This is a genomic window from Sphingomonas trueperi (assembly GCF_040545965.1).
Classification (GTDB): domain Bacteria; phylum Pseudomonadota; class Alphaproteobacteria; order Sphingomonadales; family Sphingomonadaceae; genus Sphingomonas; species Sphingomonas trueperi_C.
The window spans coordinates 437874-450773 of record NZ_JBEPMV010000001.1 but is presented as its reverse complement, the minus strand read 5'-3'; the positions used below and the strand labels follow the sequence as shown (position 1 = coordinate 450773).

General features: G+C 68.1%; 14 protein-coding genes. 7 read left to right on the top strand and 7 right to left on the bottom strand.

Going from position 1 to position 12900, the window contains the following annotated elements:
* Positions 1-16: 16 nt before the first annotated feature.
* The 4 genes from arfB to ABIC35_RS02200 all read right to left on the bottom strand — a co-directional run bounded on the left by arfB (position 17) and on the right by ABIC35_RS02200 (position 2545).
* Positions 17-418, bottom strand: a complete 402-nt coding sequence (gene arfB, locus ABIC35_RS02215) for an alternative ribosome rescue aminoacyl-tRNA hydrolase ArfB (RefSeq protein WP_121078764.1) — start codon at positions 416-418, stop codon at positions 17-19.
* Positions 411-1070 carry an RluA family pseudouridine synthase gene (locus tag ABIC35_RS02210; protein WP_121079595.1) on the bottom strand — a complete coding sequence of 220 codons (660 nt, stop codon included), beginning with the start codon at positions 1068-1070 and terminating at the stop codon, positions 411-413. Before ABIC35_RS02210 ends, arfB begins: the two co-directional genes overlap by 8 nt.
* Before the next feature lie 122 nt (positions 1071-1192).
* A complete protein-coding gene (gene wrbA, locus ABIC35_RS02205; RefSeq protein ID WP_121078762.1) occupies positions 1193-1795 on the bottom strand; it encodes an NAD(P)H:quinone oxidoreductase in 603 nt (200 codons plus the stop codon).
* Positions 1796-1846: 51 nt separating this feature from the next.
* A complete protein-coding gene (locus ABIC35_RS02200; protein ID WP_121078760.1) occupies positions 1847-2545 on the bottom strand; it encodes a pirin family protein in 699 nt (232 codons plus the stop codon).
* 113 nt (positions 2546-2658) lie between these two features.
* Here ABIC35_RS02200 and ABIC35_RS02195 point away from each other — a divergent pair, with 113 nt between their 5' ends.
* The 4 genes from ABIC35_RS02195 (at position 2659) to ABIC35_RS02180 (ending at position 5979) form a co-directional block, all read left to right on the top strand.
* A complete protein-coding gene (locus ABIC35_RS02195) occupies positions 2659-3570 on the top strand; it encodes a LysR family transcriptional regulator (protein WP_121078758.1) in 912 nt (303 codons plus the stop codon).
* Positions 3567-4637: an AI-2E family transporter gene (locus ABIC35_RS02190; RefSeq protein ID WP_121078756.1), complete on the top strand. Its 1071-nt coding sequence runs from the start codon at positions 3567-3569 to the stop codon at positions 4635-4637. The genes ABIC35_RS02195 and ABIC35_RS02190 overlap by 4 nt, the downstream gene beginning before the upstream one ends.
* 134 nt (positions 4638-4771) lie before the next feature.
* On the top strand, positions 4772-5479 hold the full coding sequence (ctrA, locus tag ABIC35_RS02185) for a response regulator transcription factor CtrA (protein ID WP_066722241.1): 708 nt from the start codon (positions 4772-4774) through the stop codon (positions 5477-5479).
* Positions 5480-5583: 104 nt separating this feature from the next.
* Entirely contained in the window at positions 5584-5979 is a 396-nt protein-coding gene (locus ABIC35_RS02180) for a diacylglycerol kinase family protein (protein ID WP_121078754.1), read from the top strand.
* Positions 5980-6097: 118 nt separating this feature from the next.
* Here ABIC35_RS02180 and ABIC35_RS02175 read toward each other — a convergent pair whose 3' ends face one another.
* Together ABIC35_RS02175 and ABIC35_RS02170 are read right to left on the bottom strand one after the other, a co-directional pair.
* Positions 6098-6745 carry an HPP family protein gene (locus ABIC35_RS02175; RefSeq protein WP_354278194.1) on the bottom strand — a complete coding sequence of 216 codons (648 nt, stop codon included), beginning with the start codon at positions 6743-6745 and terminating at the stop codon, positions 6098-6100.
* 4 nt (positions 6746-6749) lie between these two features.
* Positions 6750-8405, bottom strand: a complete 1656-nt coding sequence (locus ABIC35_RS02170) for an amidohydrolase (protein WP_121079591.1) — start codon at positions 8403-8405, stop codon at positions 6750-6752.
* Between the two features lie 57 nt (positions 8406-8462).
* Here ABIC35_RS02170 and ABIC35_RS02165 point away from each other — a divergent pair, with 57 nt between their 5' ends.
* Both ABIC35_RS02165 and ABIC35_RS02160 read left to right on the top strand, forming a co-directional pair.
* Positions 8463-9707, top strand: coding sequence for a threonine ammonia-lyase (locus ABIC35_RS02165; RefSeq protein WP_121078752.1), 1245 nt, complete (start codon positions 8463-8465; stop codon positions 9705-9707).
* Positions 9707-10306 (top strand): TIGR02466 family protein, encoded by a 600-nt coding sequence (locus ABIC35_RS02160; RefSeq protein WP_121078750.1) that lies wholly within the window; start codon positions 9707-9709, stop codon positions 10304-10306. The genes ABIC35_RS02165 and ABIC35_RS02160 overlap by 1 nt, the downstream gene beginning before the upstream one ends.
* On the opposite strand, the gene ABIC35_RS02155 is transcribed toward ABIC35_RS02160, so the two are convergent.
* A complete protein-coding gene (locus ABIC35_RS02155; RefSeq protein WP_183049446.1) occupies positions 10290-10436 on the bottom strand; it encodes a hypothetical protein in 147 nt (48 codons plus the stop codon). The genes ABIC35_RS02160 and ABIC35_RS02155 overlap by 17 nt on opposite strands.
* A 130-nt stretch (positions 10437-10566) precedes the next feature.
* Between ABIC35_RS02155 and rnr the strand changes: the two genes are divergently transcribed.
* Complete coding sequence (gene rnr, locus ABIC35_RS02150; protein WP_121078748.1) at positions 10567-12810, top strand: ribonuclease R; 2244 nt, start codon at positions 10567-10569, stop codon at positions 12808-12810.
* Positions 12811-12900: the final 90 nt, after the last annotated feature.

Sequence of the window (12900 nt, the reverse complement as noted above, 5' to 3'; positions counted from 1 at the left end):
ATGGCCGTTGCTGCCGCTAGTCGAAGCTGACCTTGCCCCGCCCCGCCTTCACCGCCGACCGGCCCTTCTTCGCATCCACCCGGCGCGCCTTCGCCGCCTTGCTCGGCTTGGTCTTGATCCGCTTCGCTTGGCGCTCATGCGCCTTGTCGATCAGGTCGGAGAGGCGCTGGCGGGCATCGGTGCGGTTGGCGTCCTGGGTGCGGTATTGGCGCGCTGTGATCAGCAGCTCGCCGGCCGAGGTCATCCGCGTACCGGCCAGTTCCTTCAGCCGTTCATAGGCATAGGGGGACAACCCCAGCCGGAACACGTCCACCCGCAGCTGTACCGCGGTCGCCACCTTGTTGACGTTCTGCCCGCCGGGTCCCGTCGCGGCGAGGAACTTCTCCTCGAGGATCGCCGCGTCGGGGATCTCAGCCATTCGTCGGGCGGCCGAAGCCGATATGGTGGAAGCGCGCGGGCAGGGGGGCGTCGCCATGCACGTCGGGCTTGCCCGGGCGCGGCACGGTGATCGACTGCGCATGCAGCATCAGCGCGGGGCCGCCGCGGCCGTAGACGGGATCGCCGACGATGGGGATGCCGATCCCTTCCAGCGCATGGACGCGGATCTGGTGGGTCCGGCCGGTCTCGGGATAGAAGGCGACCAGCGCGCGGCCGTCGTGTACTTCCATCCGCTTCCAGCGGGTCCGCGCGGACTTGCCCTTGGGATCATGGGTCATCCGCCAGCCTTCCTCGATCGAGGAGATCTTGCCGAGCGGCAGGTCGATCTCGCCGCTCTCCTGCTCGGGCACGCCGTCGAGAATCGCGACATAGCGCTTGGTCACCTGCCCCGCCTCGAAGGCTTGGCCGAAGCGCTTCATCGCCTTGGGATTGCGCGCGAGCAGCAGGCAGCCGCTGGTATCGCGGTCGAGCCGGTGGACGGGGACGGGCAGGCGCTCGAAGCCGAAGGTCAGCTGCTCGAGCAGATCCTCCAGGCTCTCGCTGCGATCACGCGGGCGATCGACGGGGAGGCCCGCCGGCTTGTCGATGATCAGCGCTTCGCCGTCGATGAAGAGTACCCGGTCCTTGAACATGCGCGGGATATAGCGATCGGCGCGCAATTCGCGAGCCCCGAAACGAAAACGGCCGGAGCAGGGGGAGCTCCGGCCGTCGTCGAGCGCGGCGCGATACGCTACGGGCGCGCGCTTCGGGGGAATTACGCCTTCAGCTTGGCAGCGGTCTCGGCGATGCGGCGGCCCTGGTAGCGGGCGCCTTCGAGCTCGACCGCGCTCGGCAGGCGGCTGCCGTCACCATCGGCGATGGTGCTCGCGCCATAGGGGGTGCCGCCCTTCACTTCGTCCACGCCCATCTGGCCCTGGAAGCCATAGTCCAGGCCGACGATCGTCATGCCGAAGTGCAGCAGGTTGGTCAGGATCGAGAACAGCGTGGTCTCCTGGCCACCATGCTGCGAGGCAGTCGAGGTGAACGCGCCGCCGACCTTGCCGTTTAGCTGGCCCTGGAACCACACGCCGCCGGCCTTGTCCCAGAACGCCGCCATCTGGCTGGCCATGCGGCCGAAGCGCGTCGGCGCGCCGACGATGATGCCGTCATACTGGGCGAGCTGGTTGGGATCGTCGAACAGAGGATGGCTGTCGTCGACGCGGAAGCCGGCGGCCTGCGCCACTTCGGCCGGCGCGGTTTCGGCGACGCGGCGCACGTCCACTTCTGCACCGGCGCTGCGTGCACCCTCGGCGACGGCATCGGCCATCTTCGCGAGGTGGCCATAGGAGGAGTAATAGAGAACGAGGATCTTGGTCATGGCAGAAACTCCCGTTGCGGGTGGAGGAGAAAGGGGCGCAGGTGGCCCCGGTTATTCGGAATCGACGAGAACGATCTCGGCGTCTTGAACGGCGGTGATGGTAACGGTCCGGCCACCCGAAAGCGCCGCGCCGTCGCGGGCGTTCACCGCGTCTCCGTCAACAGTGAGCGCACCGGCGGCGGGTACGAGATAGGCGTGGCGGCCTTCGCCGACCGTGTGGGTGACGCTCTCGCCTGCCTTCAGCGTGGCGCCGAGCACGCGGGCGTTGGCGCGGATCGGCAGCGCGTCCTTGTCGTCGGCAAACCCCGAGGCGAGCGTCACGAAGCGGCCCGAGCGATCGCCCTTGGGGAAGGGCTTGGCGCCCCAGCTCGGCTGGCCGCCGGCCTCGCGCGGCAGGATCCAGATCTGGAAGATGCGGGTCGTCTCCGGCTCGAGGTTGTATTCCGCGTGGCGCACGCCGGTGCCGGCGCTCATCACCTGCACGTCGCCCGCCTCGGTGCGGCCCTTGTTGCCCATCGAGTCCTGGTGGGTGATCGCACCCGAACGGACATAGGTGATGATTTCCATGTTCTGGTGCGGGTGCGGCGGGAAGCCCGAATTGGGGGCGATCTCGTCGTCGTTCCACACCCGAAGCGCGCCCCAGCCCATGCGGGACGGGTCGTAATAGTCGGCGAAACTGAAATGGTGCTTGGCCTTGAGCCAGCCGTGATCGGCGCCGCCCAGACTTTCGAAACTGCGTTTGTCGATCATCGCTGATCTCCCATGTGTTGCCGCCAAGATAGGCATCGGCATCGGCGCGTAAACGGAAACGTTGGAAACTGATCGTTTCGTGATATGGCTTTGCCCGAGCAGGAGAGGCGGGGATGAAGCTACCGGATTTCGAGGCCTGGGCGGTGTTCGCCAGCGTGGTGGAGCATCGCTCGTTCAGCGGTGCGGCACTGGCGCTGGGCGTCTCCAAGGCGACGGTATCCAAGGCAATCACCCGGCTGGAGGAGCGGCTGGGCACCGCGCTGTTCCACCGCACCTCGCGCCGGCTGACGCTTACCGACAGCGGCCAGCAGCTTGCCGAACATGCCCAGCGGATCCTGGAAGACGGCCAGTCGGCGGAGGAGGCCGCGTTCGAGAGCGCCAGCGCACCCTCGGGTGTGGTGCGGCTGGCGGCGCCGCTGACCTTCGGGTCGCGGCACCTCTCCGATCTGCTCGCCGAATTCATGCTCGCGCATCCGCAGATCAAGGTGGAGCTGACGCTCTCCGACGCGTTCGTCGACATCGTCGGCGAGGGGATCGACGTCGCGATCCGCATCGCCGAGCTGCCCGACAGCTCACTGCGTGCGCGGCGGCTGGGGCCGGTGCACATCCATGTCGTCGGGGCACCCAGCTATTTCGAGCGTGCCGGGCGCCCCCAGCATCCCGCCGACCTCGCCCGCCACGCCTGTTTCATCTACACCAACACCGCGACGCCGGGCGTCTGGCGCTTCAAGAAGGCTGGGGGCGAGGAAGCCGCGGTGCGCGTCGAGGGGCCGCTGCGCACCGACAATGGCGAGGCGATGCTGCCGGCGCTGCGCGCCGGGCTGGGCATCGCGCGGCTGCCGGGCTTCCTTGTCGATGCCGAGATTGCGGCAGGGCGGCTGGAGGTGGTGCTGACCGACTGGGTGGCGGGCGCGGTGGGGCTCCACCTCGTCACCCCGCCGGGATCGCGGCGGCCGGTGCGCGTCGAGGCGCTGATCGAGTTTCTCACGGAGCGCTTGCGCAGTATCTGCGTTCGGCACGCGTGAAACGACTCGTTCCCGATGATGCCGATGCGCGGTTCATCCGCCGCGTCCTGATCCTGCTCACCGTCGGCTCGGTGGTGGTGGCGCTGGTGCGCGCCGCCGACCTGCTGATCCTCACCTTCGGCGCGGTGCTGGGCGCGGTGGTGATCCGCGCCATCGCCGATCGCTACGCGCAGCTCGGCGTGCCGAAGCGCTGGTCGGTGGTGAGCGCGATGCTGACGGTGCTGGCAGCGATCGCTTTCCTCGTCTGGCTGTTCGCAGTGCAGTTCGGCCCGCAGGTCGAGGCGCTGGTGCGATCGATCCCGCAGCTGGTCACGCGGCTCAAGGCCTGGGCGCAGGAGAGCCCGGTGGCGGCGAAGCTGTACGACGCGGCCGAGGCGGCGTTCGCCGGCTCCCGAGTCGCGCGCGATGCGAGCGGCTTCGCGCTGGGCTCGTTCGAGCTGTTCCTCAACGCGTTGCTGCTGCTGGTCGGCGCGCTGTTCATGGCGGCCGATCCGGGCGTGTACATACGCGGGCTGCTGCTGCTCGTCCCCAAGGGGAATACCCGCGACGCCTTTGCCGACGCGCTGGCGGACGTGGGCACCACGCTGCGGCTGTGGCTGCGCACCCAGCTGATCCTGATGACCAGCATGGGCCTGCTGGTCGGGCTGGGCCTGTGGATTGCGGGCGTGCCGTCCCCGGCGGCGCTGGGACTGCTGGCGGGCCTCAGCGAGTTCATCCCCTATGTCGGCCCCACCGCGGCGATGCTGCCGGCACTGGGCCTTGCCGCCACCGGCGGGTCCGGCGCGCTGATCGGCTGCCTGCTGGTCTTCGCCGGCGTGCGAATCGTTCAGACCAACTTTCTCACCCCCTTCGTGCAGAGCCGGGTAATCGCGATCCCGCCCGCGGTGACCCTGTTCGCGATCATCGGAATCGGATTCGTTTTCGGATTGTTCGGCCTGTTCTTCTCCGCCGCGCTGCTGGTGGTGATCTTCACGCTCGTGCGCAGCCTCTATCTGCGCGAGGTGCTCGGCGAGGAAATCGACGTGCGGCCGGCGGTTTCGACAGATACGTCCGAACCCGATGCGTAGATTCCCCGGGGCTTGCGGAACCGTCCGACTTACGAGAAATTAACCTTTCGGCTTCATTGACGCTTAGGTTAATGAAGCGTCCAGCGCGTCGGGCATCGGGGCTACGTCGTGTGGTGTGGACAGGGGAACCGGCAATGCGCGTGCTGCTGATCGAAGACGAGCCTAGCACAGCCAAGGCGATCGAACTGATCCTTTCGGGCGAAGGGTTCAACGTCTACACGACCGACCTCGGTGAGGAAGGTTTGGACCTCGCCAAGCTGTATGATTACGACATCATCCTGCTCGACCTGAACCTGCCGGACATGCACGGCTATGACGTGCTGAAGAAGGTGCGCACCGCGCGGGTACAGACCCCGGTGCTGATCCTCTCGGGCATCAGCGAGATGGATTCGAAGGTGCGCTCGTTCGGCTTCGGCGCCGACGATTACGTAACCAAGCCGTTCCACCGTGAAGAGCTGGTCGCCCGCATCCACGCCGTGGTGCGCCGCTCGAAGGGCCATTCGCAATCGGTGATCCGCACCGGCAAGCTGGCGGTGAACCTGGACGCCAAGACCGTCGAGGTCGACGGCGCCCGCGTGCACCTGACCGGCAAGGAATATGCGATGCTGGAGCTGCTCTCGCTCCGCAAGGGCACCACGCTGACCAAGGAGATGTTCCTCAACCATCTCTATGGTGGCATGGACGAGCCCGAACTCAAGATCATCGACGTCTTCATCTGCAAGCTGCGCAAGAAGCTCAGCATGGCGTGTGAGGGCGACAATTACATCGAGACCGTCTGGGGCCGCGGCTATGTGCTTCGCGAGCCGGACGAGGCGATGCAGGCGGATACCCAGGTCGCCTGATTTTCCAAGATCACGCAGGGGCAGGGCCGTCGTCACCTTCGGGTGGCGGCGGCCTTTTCGTTTGGGGGCTGGCGGGCGGATGGCGGATCGGCCACGCTGATCGGATGCAGGATTCCAAGGACCGCCAAAAAGGCTTCAGTATCGCGTCGCGGCTGAAGAGCTTCCGCTACGCGACACGGGGGCTGCGCGTGTTGGTGCGGGAGGAGCATAATGCGCGGGTGCATCTGGCTGCGTCGCTATGTGCGGTGGGGGGCGGGGCGGCATTGCGGCTGTCGCCCGGCGAATGGCGCTGGCTTGTGCTCGCCATCGCGCTGGTGTGGCTGGCCGAGGCGTTCAACACCGCGATCGAGGACCTTTGCGACCGGATCTGCCCGGACTTCGATCCCGCGATCGGCCGAATCAAGGATCTGGCGGCCGCCGGGGTGCTGGTGGCATCGCTCGCGGCTGCGGCGATCGGGCTGCTGACGCTGGGGCCGCCGTTGCTACGAGTGCTCCAGTAAAAGCCCCTCCCCTTCAGGGGAGGGGTTGGGGGTGGGGCCTGAACTGGAAGCGAGTCCTTTGCTCGTCGGTCATCCCCCACCCCAACCCCTCCCCTGAAGGGGAGGGGCTTAGGAGGCTTCACTCGCGTCGTGCCGCCGCATGGTGTTCGGCGCGGGCGAGCAACGCGAGTAGGTCCCCCCGGCTGACGTCGAATGCCTCGCCCGCTTCCTCCAGCGCCGCATCGATATCCTCCGGCCGCAACCCCGGCGCGGGCGGGGCGGGTTGCACGCGGTGGGGGTAGCTATGCCCGGTGAAGCGGTGGACGAGCAGCCCACATAGCGTCAGCAGCACGGCGTTCGTTCCGATCGGCAGCAGCACGAAGCCGAGCCCCTTTGCCAATACCGCTGGTGCCAGCACCGGCAGCAGCACCGTGCCACCGCCCGGCGGGTGGAGGCTGCGGGTCAGCGACATCACGAGAATCGCCAATCCCACCGCGACCCCCGCTGCGAGCGCGCCGTGCCCCAGCCACCAGGCCACCGCCAATCCGACCAGCGCCGAGATCCCGTTGCCCCCGATCACCCGCCACGGCTGGGCGAGCGGGCTGGACGGCACCGCGAACACCAGCACCGCCGACGCGCCGATCGGCGCCGCCAGCAGGATCGCTGTCGTGCCATCGAATCCGGCGAGCGCCGACACCCAAGCGGTCACCCCGATGCCGATCGCGCCGCCCAGTGCGGCGCCGATCCGGTCGCGCCACTGCGCGCCGGCCATGACCAGCCGGAACATGCGGTTAGGGCTTCGCGCCCCAGGCACGGCGGCCGCCGACCCAGGTCTCGACCACCTTGGTGCCGCGCAACTCGGCGGGCGAGACGGACAGCGGGTCGCGGTCGAGGATCAGGAAGTCGGCCCACAGGCCCGGCGCCAGCCGTCCGATCTTGTCGTCGGCAAAGCCTGCATAGGCCGCGCCGATGGTGAAGCCTGCCCAGCCTTCCTCGCGAGTCAGCTTCTCCTCGGGGCGCCAGCCGCCCGGCGGATTTCCGGCCGCGTCCTGCCGGGTGAAGCTCGCCGCCCAGCCGGCCCAGGGATCGGGGCTCTCGACCGGATAGTCCGAGCCGAAGGCGAGGTGCGTGCCGTTCCGCAGCATCGTTTTCCAGGCATAGGCGCCGGTGAGGCGGTCTGGCCCCAGCCGCGCCTCCGCCATCAGTCGGTCGCTGGTCTCATGGACCGGCTGCATCGAGGCAATCGTGCCGTATTTGGCGAAGCGCGGCAGGTCCTTGGGATCGATGATCTGGGCATGTTCGATCCGCCAGCGGCGATCGCCCTTGTAGGTCTCGGACAGGATCTCGATCGCGTCCAAGACCTGCTGGTTGGCGCGGTCGCCGATCGCGTGGACAGCGATCTGGAAATTGTCCATCGCGCCGCGCGCCATCAGGTTGAGCAGCTGGTCGTCGGTGAGGAAGCCCAGCCCCTTGTTGCCCAGCGCGTCGCTGTAATCGGCCTTCAGCCACGCCCCGCGCGAGCCGAGCGCACCGTCTGCGTAGAGCTTGATGCCGCCCATCCGCAGCCGGTCGCCATAGAGCCAGGGCGTCGGCCCGGCGCCCGCGACGCGCAGCGCGGTGTCGACCCCATGCGCGTAGCTCATGATCCGAAGGTGGAGCTGGCCGATATCGGCCATGCCGCGCATCGTCTCCCAGTCGTCGACCGTCGTGCCCATGTCGGCCGTCGCGGTGATGCCGAGCGAGAGCAGCTTCTGCTGGGCCGCCAGGAACGCAGCGTTGCGCTCGCGCGGCGTGGGCTGGGGCACGACCTTGGCGACCAGTTCGGTCGCGGCATCGACCAGCACGCCGGTGGGCTTGCCGCTGGCGTCGCGCTCGATGCGGCCGCCGGCAGGGTCCTTGGTCGCGGCGGTGACGCCGGCGAGTTCGAGCGCCTTGCTGTTCGCCCAGCCGGCATGGCCGTCGACCCGCTCCAGCCACACCGGGCGATCGCTCACCGCGCGATCGAGGTCGGCGGCGGTCGGGAAGCGGCCGAGCTTCCAGGCTTCCTGGTTCCAGCCGCGGCCCAGCACCCACTTCGCCCGGCTCTTGCCTGCATAGTCGCCGATGCGGGCGAGCGCGTCGTCGAGGCTGGTGGTGGCGGAGAGGTCGAGCTGGAGCTGCTGGAAGCCGAGGCCCATGAAATGGCCGTGCGCGTCGATCATGCCGGGCACGATCGTCGCGCCCTTCAGGTCCAGCCGCCAGACCAGCTTCTTCGGCCGCTTCTGGCCCTTGGCATAGACCGCGACCACCTTGCCATAGGGGTCGATCTGCAGCGCCTCGAAGCGCACCACCGCGCCCTTGGCATCCAGCGTGATGCCGTTGACATTGTCAACGATTCCATCGGCCTGGGCGGCGGGCGCGAGCAGCAGGGCGGTGGCGGCGGCAAGCCGCTTGAGGCGCGTGAACATGGCCCAGGGCATAGGGCCTGTTCCCCTGCCGCGCCAGATGGTCTAGGCGGGAAGCCTATGGCTACCAAAGCAGCACCAGCGCCCGCATCGCTCCCCGTGTCCATCGCCGATGTTCGTGCGGCGGCCGAGCGAATTTCGGGCGCGGTGGTGCGCACGCCCACGCTGCACAGCCGCACGCTCTCGCAGCTGACCGGCGCGAACGTGTACCTCAAGTTCGAGAATCTCCAGTTCACCGCCGCCTATAAGGAGCGCGGCGCGCTTAACACGCTGCTCCAACTTGATGCCGAAGCGCGCGCCAAGGGCGTGATCGCGGCGTCCGCCGGCAACCATGCGCAGGGCCTCGCCTACCACGCGACCCGCCTGGGCATCCCCAGCACGATCGTGATGCCCAAGAACACGCCGATCGTGAAGGTCACCCAGACCGAAGGGCACGGCGCCAATGTCGTGCTCCACGGCGAGACCTTCGACGCCGCCTATGCCCATTCGCGCGAACTGGAGGCGGAGCGCGGCTTCACCTTCATCCACCCGTTCGACGACCCCCGCGTGATCGCCGGCCAGGGCACCGCGACGCTGGAGCTGCTCGAGGACGTGCCCGGCATCGACACGCTGGTCGTGCCGATCGGCGGCGGCGGGCTGATCTCGGGCGCGTCGGTGGTCGCCAAGGCGCAGGACCGGCCGATCGAGGTGCTCGGCGTCCAGGCCGAGCTCTACCCGTCGATGTACAACCGCGTGCACCACACCGAGATGCCGTGCGCGGGCGACACGCTCGCCGAGGGCATCGCGGTGAAGTATCCGGGCAACATGACGGCGAAGATCGTCGAGGCGCTGGTCGACGATATCGTGCTGGTCGGCGAGCGCCGGCTGGAAGAGGCGGTGAGCCTGTTGCTCCAGATCGAGAAGACGGTGGTGGAAGGGGCAGGGGCCGCGGGCCTCGCCGCGCTGCTGTCGGAGCCGGAACGCTTCAAGGGCAAGACCGTCGGCACCATCCTGTGCGGCGGCAATATCGACACGCGGCTGCTCGCGAATGTGCTGCTGCGCGACCTTGCCCGCTCGGGCCGGCTCGCCCGCCTGCGCATCCGGCTGCAGGACCGCCCGGGCGCGCTGTTCCATGTCGCGCGGATCTTCCACGAGCAGGGCGTCAACATCATCGAGGTCTATCACCAGCGGGTGTTCACCTCGCTGCCCGCCAAGGGCCTGGTGACCGACATCGAGTGCGAGACGCGCGATCGCAACCATCTCGACCGGCTGATCACCGCGCTGCGCCGCGCCCAGTACGAAGTGAGCATGGTCGAGTCCGCCTGATGCGCACGCTGTTTTCGACCCTGCTCTACCAGCAGCCGCTGGGCGACGACGCGCTGGTCGCCGATCTCGAAGCCTCGTGCCTGCAACTGGCCGAGGACGACAGCGCCGGCCGCCGCTGGTGCCGCGAGAATCACTATCGCGGCTATACCAGCTATGCCTCGCTAAACGACCTGCCGATCCGCGACCCGGCCTTCGCCGATCTCAAGCGGCTGCTCGACCGCCATGTCGCCAAGTTCGCCGAGGCCTGCGCGTTCGATCTTGCCGGGCGCAAGCTCAAGCTCGACAGCCTGTGGGTCAACGTGCTCGACGGCAAGGGCGGGCACGGCGCGCATATCCATCCGCACGGCGTGGTGTCGGGTACGGTCTACGTGGCGCTGCCGCAGGGCGCGCGCGGGCTCAAGCTTGAGGACCCGCGGCTGGCGATGATGATGGCGGCGCCGACGCGGCGGCCCGACGCGCCGGAATCGCTCCAGCCGTTCATCGAAGTGGTGCCGGAGGTCGGCACTGTGCTGCTCTGGGAAAGCTGGCTGCGTCACGAAGTCCCGCCGGGGAATGGCAAGGACAAGCGCATCAGCGTCAGCTTCAACTATCGCTGGTAACGCGCTCCAGCGCCGCGACCTGCATCACCGGGCGCACGGGCTTGGCGGGATGCGGGTTCGTGGCGTGTGCAACGAATGCGACGCAGGTGCCGAGCGCGGCACCGATCAGTAGACAACGCGAAATAGCCATGGACGGACTCCTCAAATCACACAGGATCCACAGTCCATTATAGTGAAGGCGGCGCTTACCATGGTGCATCCCGCGCTTTTACGGAGCCCGCAGGTGACGTCTGGCCGGATCGCCCCTATGTTGGGGGCCAATGGCTAAGAACAGAACAAGCGCAGGGTTGCCGACGCGGCAGCAGATTCTCGATTTCATCGCATCCTCGAACACGCCCGCCGGCAAGCGCGAGATCGCCAAGGCGTTCGGGCTGAGCGCGCAGGACAAGATCCTGCTCAAGGCGCTGTTGAAGGACATGAGCGACGAGGGGCTGATCGACGTCGCCCCCGGCCGCGCCTTCCACAAGATGGGCGGGCTGCCCAAGGTGACCGTGCTGCGGATCACCGACGCGGATGGCGACACCACATGGGCGGTGCCCGAGCGCTGGGAGGCCGAGCATGTCCCCGCACCGCGCCTGCGCGTCCGCGAGATGCGCGGCAAGCGCTCGGCGCTGGGCGTGGGCGACCGGATCCTCGCGCGCACCGAAGAGGCCGGCAACGGCTGGATCGCGCATCCGATGAAGACGCTCGCCCGCGGCGAGGAGCTGATGCTGGGCGTGCTCCACGAGGAGGGCGGCAAGCTCTGGCTGCAGGGCGTCGAGAAGAAGGAGCGGCGCAGCTGGCCGGTCTCCGATGCCGGGGGTGCCGAGCCCGGCGACCTGGTGCTGGCAGAAAAGGCCGGCCGCCCGCCGCGGATCACCGCGCGGGTGGTCGAGCGGCTCGGCGATCCGTTCGCCCCGCGCAGCTTCTCGCTGATCGCGATTCACCGCCACGGCATCCCCAATGTCTTCTCCGAGGAATTGCTGGAGGAGGCCGAGCGCGTCGCCAAGCAGCCGCTGGGCGAAGGACGCGAAGACCTGCGCCATTTGCGGATCGTCGCGATCGATCCCGCAGACGCGCGTGACCATGACGATGCCGTCTGGGCGACCCCCGACGATGATCCCGCCAATGAGGGTGGCTGGAAGGCGATCGTCGCGATCGCCGACGTGTCCTTCTACGTTCGCCCGGGTTCGGAGTTGGATCGCGAAGCTCGCAAGCGGGGCAATTCGGTCTATTTTCCCGATCGCGTCGTGCCGATGCTGCCGGAGGTGCTGTCGGCGGACGTCTGCTCGCTGAAGGAAGACGTCGACCGCGCGGCGCTCGCCTGCCATTTGCAGGTGACCAAGAGCGGTGCGCTCAAGAGCTGGCGCTTCACCCGCGCGGTGGTGCGGCTGGCGGCGAATATCGCCTATGAGGACGCACAGGCGGCGATCGACGGCGAGCTGGAGAACCCGCTCACCGAAACTGCCCTCCGCCCGCTGTGGGACTGCTGGCACGCGCTCAACGCCGCGCGCGACAAGCGCGAGCCGCTGGACCTCGACCTGCCCGAGCGCCGCATCGTGCTCGACGAGAAGGGCCGCATCCTTTCGGTCGCGCCGCGCGAGCGGCTCGACGCGCACAAGCTGATCGAGGATTACATGATCGCCGCCAACGTCGCCGCCGCCAAGGCGCTGGAGGCGAAGAAGACGCCGGTGATGTACCGTATCCACGAGCCGCCGGCGCGCGAGAAGCTCACCGCGCTCAAGGAATATCTCAAAACCTTCGACATCGAGTTCGCGCTGGGCCAGGTGATCCGCCCGGCCACCTTCAACCGCATCCTCGATCGGGTGGGCGAGGAGGAGTTCCGCCCGCAGGTGATGGAGCAGGTGCTTCGCACCCAGACCCAGGCCTATTACGGCCCCGAGAATGTCGGCCATTTCGGCCTGGCGCTCGGCTCCTATGCGCACTTCACCTCGCCGATCCGTCGTTATGCCGATCTGATCGTCCACCGCGCGCTGGTCGATGCCTATCGACTGGGGCCGGGCGGGCTGACGGCCGAGGAAGCCGGCAGCATGGACCGGATCGGCCAGTCGATCAGCCAGCTCGAACGCCGCGCGATGGAGGCCGAGCGTGAGACGATCGACCGCTATGTCGCCGCCTATCTCGCCGCGCATGTCGGGGAGATCATGCCGGCGCGGATCACCGGCGTGCAGAATTTCGGCTTCTTCGCGACCGTGGAAGGCATTGGCGGCGACGGGCTGGTCGCCGCGCGCGATCTGGGTGCCGAATATTTCCACTTCGACGAAGCCGGCAAGCGGCTGGTCGGCGAGCATAGCGGCGAGGAATTCACCCTCGGCCAGCGGATCGAGCTGCGACTGGTGGAGGCGAACCCCGTCTCCGGCGCGCTGCGCTTCGAGCTGCCCGACGGCAAGGGATCGGCGGGTGGTCCGCAGCGCACCGGCAGGCCGGGCAAGGGCGCGCCCAAGCGGGTGATCCACCGCCGCGGTCGCCCGGGCAATATCCGCCACAACGGGCGTAAGCGCTGAGGCGAGGCGCTGCCGGGCCTGCGGTCTGGCAGCGCTGTCCAAAATCCGTGCAAAGCCGGAACGGCCGCGCTACAAGCTGTCGCAAAGAGC

What these genes read in the sequence shown, in the direction of transcription:
- arfB (WP_121078764.1), bottom strand. Translation starts at nt 418, where the DNA reads ATGGCTGAGATCCCCGACGCGGCGATCCTCGAGGAGAAGTTCCTCGCC.
- ABIC35_RS02210 (WP_121079595.1), bottom strand. Translation starts at nt 1,070, where the DNA reads ATGTTCAAGGACCGGGTACTCTTCATCGACGGCGAAGCGCTGATCATC.
- wrbA (WP_121078762.1), bottom strand. Translation starts at nt 1,795, where the DNA reads ATGACCAAGATCCTCGTTCTCTATTACTCCTCCTATGGCCACCTCGCG.
- ABIC35_RS02200 (WP_121078760.1), bottom strand. Translation starts at nt 2,545, where the DNA reads ATGATCGACAAACGCAGTTTCGAAAGTCTGGGCGGCGCCGATCACGGC.
- ABIC35_RS02195 (WP_121078758.1), top strand. Translation starts at nt 2,659, where the DNA reads ATGAAGCTACCGGATTTCGAGGCCTGGGCGGTGTTCGCCAGCGTGGTG.
- ctrA (WP_066722241.1), top strand. Translation starts at nt 4,772, where the DNA reads ATGCGCGTGCTGCTGATCGAAGACGAGCCTAGCACAGCCAAGGCGATC.
- ABIC35_RS02180 (WP_121078754.1), top strand. Translation starts at nt 5,584, where the DNA reads ATGCAGGATTCCAAGGACCGCCAAAAAGGCTTCAGTATCGCGTCGCGG.
- ABIC35_RS02175 (WP_354278194.1), bottom strand. Translation starts at nt 6,745, where the DNA reads ATGTTCCGGCTGGTCATGGCCGGCGCGCAGTGGCGCGACCGGATCGGC.
- ABIC35_RS02170 (WP_121079591.1), bottom strand. Translation starts at nt 8,405, where the DNA reads ATGTTCACGCGCCTCAAGCGGCTTGCCGCCGCCACCGCCCTGCTGCTC.
- ABIC35_RS02165 (WP_121078752.1), top strand. Translation starts at nt 8,463, where the DNA reads ATGGCTACCAAAGCAGCACCAGCGCCCGCATCGCTCCCCGTGTCCATC.
- ABIC35_RS02160 (WP_121078750.1), top strand. Translation starts at nt 9,707, where the DNA reads ATGCGCACGCTGTTTTCGACCCTGCTCTACCAGCAGCCGCTGGGCGAC.
- ABIC35_RS02155 (WP_183049446.1), bottom strand. Translation starts at nt 10,436, where the DNA reads ATGGCTATTTCGCGTTGTCTACTGATCGGTGCCGCGCTCGGCACCTGC.
- rnr (WP_121078748.1), top strand. Translation starts at nt 10,567, where the DNA reads ATGGCTAAGAACAGAACAAGCGCAGGGTTGCCGACGCGGCAGCAGATT.